The organism is Clostridium sp. (assembly GCF_016650095.1).
GTDB lineage: Bacteria > Bacillota > Clostridia > Clostridiales > Clostridiaceae > Clostridium_AD.
Window position 1 is genome coordinate 1 of record NZ_JAENWL010000217.1, and the last position, 6,264, is coordinate 6,264.

General features: G+C 27.3%; 4 protein-coding genes and 1 tRNA gene. All 5 read right to left on the reverse strand.

Annotated features, from left to right (window positions below; genetic code table 11):
• Positions 1-1,910: HAMP domain-containing sensor histidine kinase (locus JJE11_RS12510; protein WP_291636102.1), on the reverse strand; the 1,910-nt coding region annotated here is incomplete at its 3' end.
• Positions 1,911-2,164: 254 nt separating this feature from the next.
• Entirely contained in the window at positions 2,165-4,870 is a 2,706-nt protein-coding gene (locus JJE11_RS12515; RefSeq protein ID WP_291636104.1) for a UPF0182 family protein, read from the reverse strand.
• Between the two features lie 46 nt (positions 4,871-4,916).
• On the reverse strand, positions 4,917-5,432 hold the full coding sequence (locus JJE11_RS12520) for a transcription repressor NadR (protein ID WP_291636106.1): 516 nt from the start codon (positions 5,430-5,432) through the stop codon (positions 4,917-4,919).
• A 113-nt stretch (positions 5,433-5,545) separates the two neighbouring features.
• Positions 5,546-6,043 (reverse strand): HD domain-containing protein, encoded by a 498-nt coding sequence (locus JJE11_RS12525; protein ID WP_291636108.1) that lies wholly within the window; start codon positions 6,041-6,043, stop codon positions 5,546-5,548.
• Positions 6,044-6,151: 108 nt separating this feature from the next.
• Positions 6,152-6,227: transfer RNA gene (locus JJE11_RS12530), tRNA-Ala, on the reverse strand.
• Positions 6,228-6,264: the final 37 nt, after the last annotated feature.

A 6,264-nucleotide genomic window follows, 5' to 3' on the forward strand; every position in this document is an offset into this window, starting at 1 on the left:
ACATTTCTTATTTGCTCCTGGTCATCAATAACAAGAACATTTCCATCAAAATCAATCATGTAATCTGATGCATCCTCTTCACTCTTAATTATTTTTTCACATATAGGCAATTTAACTATAAAAGAAGTTCCTATATTTTCTACACTTTCAATTTTTATACTCCCTTTATGTGAGCGTATTATATTATAGGAAATACTTAATCCAAGCCCTGAGCCATTATCACCTTTAGTGGTAAAAAATGGTTCAAATATCCTTTTTTGAATCTCTTCATTCATTCCTAGCCCATTATCTCTTATTTCCATAATAACATTATTATCTTTATTTTTTGTAATAACCTCTATTTTACCACCATTTGGCATAGCATCTATAGCATTTGCTATTATGTTTATAAATACTTCCCTAATTTCTGTTATATTTCCTTGTATCGATTCATTAGATTTTAATGATTTAATTATGTCTATTTTTATACCCTTAAAAACGCTTTCTGTTAGCCATTTACTTCTAGTAACTTCTATTGCGTCTGTTATTGCACTATCTATACTAAATGTTTCAAAATCATCATCATTATATTTTTTGGCTAATTTTTTAACCTTACTCGTAATATTCATTCCATCATATGCACAAATCTCAATAACACTAAGCAACTTCAAATTTTCCTTTTCCTTAATTTTATCCTTTAAAATTTGAGCAGATCCTAAAATTGGTGTAAGAATATTATTAATATCATGAGTTATTCCTGCTGCCATTTCACCCATGGCTCTTAGTTTTTCGTTTTGAATTAGCCTGTTTTGCATATCGGAAAATCTTTTTTGCTCTTGAATTAAATAAAACGCCGTTTTACAAATTGACTTTAAGTGTTCTATGTTATTTTTAGATAACTCTTTATTATTTTCATATACACCTATCCATATTACCCCTTTAGCAATATCATAATACTCTACAGCAATAGCCATATAACTTACTATGCCTATTAGTTTGAATTTTTCTACTAATTTTGGATCCTGAACTTCACTTAAATTCAACAACAGATACCCATTTTTGTTTACTACAATATCATTAAATTTATTAATGTAATGAATTATTTCTATGTCATTAATCAAATAGTACTTGTGCTTTTTAGTTATACCATAGTAACTATCCATAGCTAATATATTTTCTTGTTCTTTAAGTGAACTATGTATAACACAAAAGTCTACATCACATACATCTTTAATTTTACTCATTATAATTTTTTTAAATTCATTCTCGTCTGTACTTTTCGGTAAATTAGAAAAAATATCATTAAATAAAACTAAATTTTTATTTTGATATTTTAATTGCGAATTAGACTGGAGAATCCATATTGCTTTTTCTGTTTCATCTTTATTTGTAAATTCCATTTCTTTATTTCTATCTATAATTACTAATTTTTGAAATAAATTACTAAGAGCGTATAATTTATTAAAGTTATATATATTATTTTCAATATATATCATATTTCTTACATTATCCTTTGAGTAGTGTATTATTTTTTCAACACACTTAATTACACCATCTAATTTTCCAACTCTTTTAATTACATTTTTAAAATCCCATATTATTCTCAAGTTTTGTTTTACTACAGAAATAATATCTATAATATCTAAAAATTCTTTATAATCATAATCGAAAGCAGAAACATCATATGTTTTTATTTTAAAATTACCTGTAATTACACTATTCCTTATATTATCTTTATCACTGTTAAAATTATTTTCAATATCGTTATAGAATATATCATCAGTAAAAAATATAATTTTTTCCCCATTTACAAGAGCATCTGAAATATATTTTATCATTATCTTAGGTAATTTATTAATATTTAAAACGTCTGTACCTATACATAATGAATTATTACCATCCTTATACAAATCATTATTTATATATTTCATAAAATCCACCCCCTACTCCCATATATATAAACTTATTCGATATTTTACCTCAAATTCCTTTGTTTTAAACAATGTTTTTCCTGCTCTATACATTTTTACACAACCTGACTAAAACTATACCATAAAATTTAGGACATATATATTTATATGTCCTAAATTAGCATTTTATGCCGCTATAATGTTATATAAATAATCTTAAAAACTGATGAGCTTTTTAATATAGCTCCATTAAGTAAAACATATTTAGATATATTTTACTTAACTACTGTATTCAGTATATCACCTAATTGTTTTATAAATATCCCATATTCAGCCCAATTTCCATTCTTTTGGGCTTCCATTGCCTTGTTGTATAAGTCTTTAGCGCTTTTTATATCTACTAATGCTTTTTCATCTACATTTGAATTATTTACAGGTTTTGAATTGTTATTTTTATAATCAAATAGCTGCTGGAGTGCTGACTCTATATTATCAGCTAAAATTATTTTATCAGCATAAGCGACTACAATTTTTTTCATCTCAGGTATGCTTTTTTCGCCTTTAGCCCTTAAATACATAGGTTCGATATAAAGCAGTGAATTTTTAATTGGGATAATTAATGTTTCTCCAAATTGAACTTGTGAACCTTGCGTATTCCATAGTGATAATTCTTTTGATATTATAGTATCCTGATTCATCTTTTGTTTAAATAGTACAGGGCTATATACTGTAGGGCTCGTTGGAAATTTATATAAAACCACTTTTCCGTAATTATCTCCATCCATTCTCGCTCCCAGTAAAGCTACCATATTATCTCGGCCTTTAGTGTTGAAGTATTCAAGTAAAATCATTTCCTCTTTGGATTCATTTGGTAATTTCATTATGGCATAAGCAGCTTCATTTACCTCTTTCTCACCATCAACCTTCTCTTGATTCGATGCTATAGACCATACATCATCGCCGTTGTAAAACACTCCTGGGTCTGTTACATGATATTTATTAAGTACATTACACTGCACGTTATATAAACCTTCTGGATATCTAAAGTGTTCTTTTATAACACTAGGAACAGCCTCTGAATCTTTAAATAGTTTTGGAAATATTTTCGAATAACTATTTGCTATGGGATCATTTTTATCAACTATATAAAATTCAGGCTTTCCATCTACTGCATCAATAACAACTTTAATTGAATTCCTAATATAATTTACACCATTTTGCGGCTCTGAAAACGGATATCTATTGGAACTTGTATATGCATCTATAACCCAATATAACTTTCCCTCATTTATTACAGAGTACGGATCTTCATCATATGTTAAAAATGGCGCAATTTTATTTACTCTATCAATTATATTTCTATTAATTAATACCTTACTACTTGTCGTTATATCGTTAGATAGTAAAAACTTAATGCTTTGTTTATTTATTGCAAACAAAATTTTGTTTACGAGGTTCAGCTTTATTCCAGCTTTTCCTTCGTAGTTCCTCATTTGATTTTCTCCACCCTTAGGGTAGTCGAGTTCTTCAATTTTTGTATTAACTATACTATAATCATTGGTGCTTTCACCAAAATATATTCTAGGATTATCTAATTTTATAGTTGTTTTATTCTCGAGTGGTAAATTGCTAATCACAAAGTCTGGTTGGCCCTCACTGGTTACTGAATTTACTTTACTCATAACCACGCCATACCCATGAGTATAAACTAGATGTCTATTTTGCCAAGTATTTGAATTTCCTTGTAATGAGTCTAAATCAATTTCTCTTGGTGCTATAAATACTTGAGTGTATTTCCCATTAATATTGTATCTATCAATATCAATATCATTAAATGCATAATAAAATCTCATATATTGAAATTGATTATAAAATTCTAATGCTGGCTTATAAGCGTTTATTTTTATGTTACTAATAGTCTCTTCATTTAAATCAATATCCTCTTTAGTTAAATCGTTTTTTATTTCAAATGGTATATCTTCTATATCATTAATATTAAAAGCTTTTCTTGTATTGTCTATATTATATTGAATATATGGTTTCTCAAGAGTCTTTTGATTTGGTTGAACTGAAAATCTTTGAACTCCAGTCGATGTTATATTTTCTCCCAAAATTAATACAACAACCACAACAATAGAAATGATCATAGGCTTTGTTTTATATGTTAAGAGGCTTATAAATGTAATTATGGCCGAAATTGATGATGCCACTGCTATTATTTGATAAAACCTTAATGATACATGTACATCTGTATAACTTGCTCCAAAAACTATTCCCCTTAGAGAATATACTAAGTCCCATGATTTTATCATGTATCCCAAAGATACTAGCAATAGCATTAGTGAAGATACGATGGCAAGCTGTCTTCCTGCGAATTTAGTTATTCCACTTTTGAATTTTTTAAATTCAGAATATATACCTTCTTTTTTAGAATATATTAGATGATCTTTTGCATTCAGTACAATATACATTATTATCGTAATAACTATTAATAGAACTAGTAAGGCTATAACCACTTGATATAATGATTCAATTAATGGAAGTTTGAATATATAAAACGAAATGTCTTTTTTAAATAATGGGTCTACAGTATTGAAACTTGTAGTATTAGTGAATTTCAGTATTTCATACCAATAGTTATATGCAAAATTAAATGAAATCATAAAAGAAATTACAATGTTTATTAGAACACTAATTCTATGTTCTAATCTATCTTTCTTTTTCTTCACTTCAACAACTTTTCTAAGTCTTACAATACTACTTTTAAGTGTTTTATAATATGTCAATATTGCAATATAACACACTATAAATACTGGTACCATTAACTTTAAAATTGTTGTTAATTTTGTTAAATATACTGATAAATAACCCACTTCATTAAACCATTGTATATTTATAGCTAAATTTACTATCTTACCTAAAGATACTAGAAGTGTTATTATTATTCCTAAAATAATAACCTTAGCCTTGCTTATTTTCATAAAAATCACCTCTTACCTGATTTTAGGTCCATTACCTTCCATTAGATTAATCAGAAATCAAATAATTTTTATCTTTTAGTTCTTTTATAATGCATTCCATAATCTCCTCATTATCTGCTCTTATAGTATGTAAATGTACTCCTTTAGTTAAAGATGATAATGGCTCAGCACTAAATTCCTTGAACTTCTTCGTAAATTTTTCAATATCCATAATTGTTTTTATCATGAGCATTGCTCTTATTTCACCGTACAAAGAGTGTTCTACCGTTACATCCTCTACTATTCCACCAAATTTGACAATGCATTCAAGCTCATTATATATGTCATCCCTGCTATGCGAAACTGCTATTACTCTTTTTACATAATTACTTTCTTCATTTGGTATCAAATAGCCATCCGGCGTTGCAATTATATTTGCTCCTTCTGCTCGTATAATTGCAACGTCTTTTACTATAACTTGTCTTGTAACTCCCATTTCTTCCGCTAATGACTGACCTTTATATGTAGTATTATTTTTAACAAGTAAATTTTTAATATATTCTCTTCTTTCCTTTGAATTCATTTCATCCTCCTATTATTTGTATCTAATTATATTCTATCACTATTATATATTATTAGAAATATTTAAAATATATTAATGTTTTTAAATAAAAAAAGAAACTATATTCTAGCTTCTTAATTTCTATCATCACATTCTTTTAATAAATTTAACTCAATATCCTCCGTTATATTATTATTGTGATGATTTTTAACTAAAAATAAAAGTCTATCATCATCATAACCATACTTTTTCAATAAATTATATCCTATATCTCCATGATTATAGTATATATTAATATTTTTGATTTTATTATGTTTCCTAATCTTTCCCTTTGTTATCTTATTCATTATAACCATTATAGATTTATCTATTGGATTCATACAATTATATATTTTACCTATATCATGTAATAGGGCAACTTTTATCAAAAAAGTTGCTTGTAACTTTCTTTTGTTACAAGTTGATTTTACATCCCTAGCTACATTTACACAGTGTTTTTGATCATAAGTAGGTAATTGATTAAATAATTGTAATTCGTAAATTTCTAAATACATTTTAAGGAAATCTATATCTTCATCATTAATCTTAGAAACTATTGATCTATAAAACTGCTTTATTCTATATAGTGACATCGTAAAGCTCCTTTCATACTTTAATTATATTGTAATACCTTTTATTTATCAATTCTATAAAAAATAATTTTAAACGAAATAAAAAACAGTCCAATATGGACTGTTTTTTGGTGGAGACAACAGGAATCGAACCTGCGACCCCCTGCGTGCAAGGCAGGTGCTCTCCCAACTGAGCTATGTCCCCACATATGGTGGACCTTCAGGGACTCGAACCCCGGACC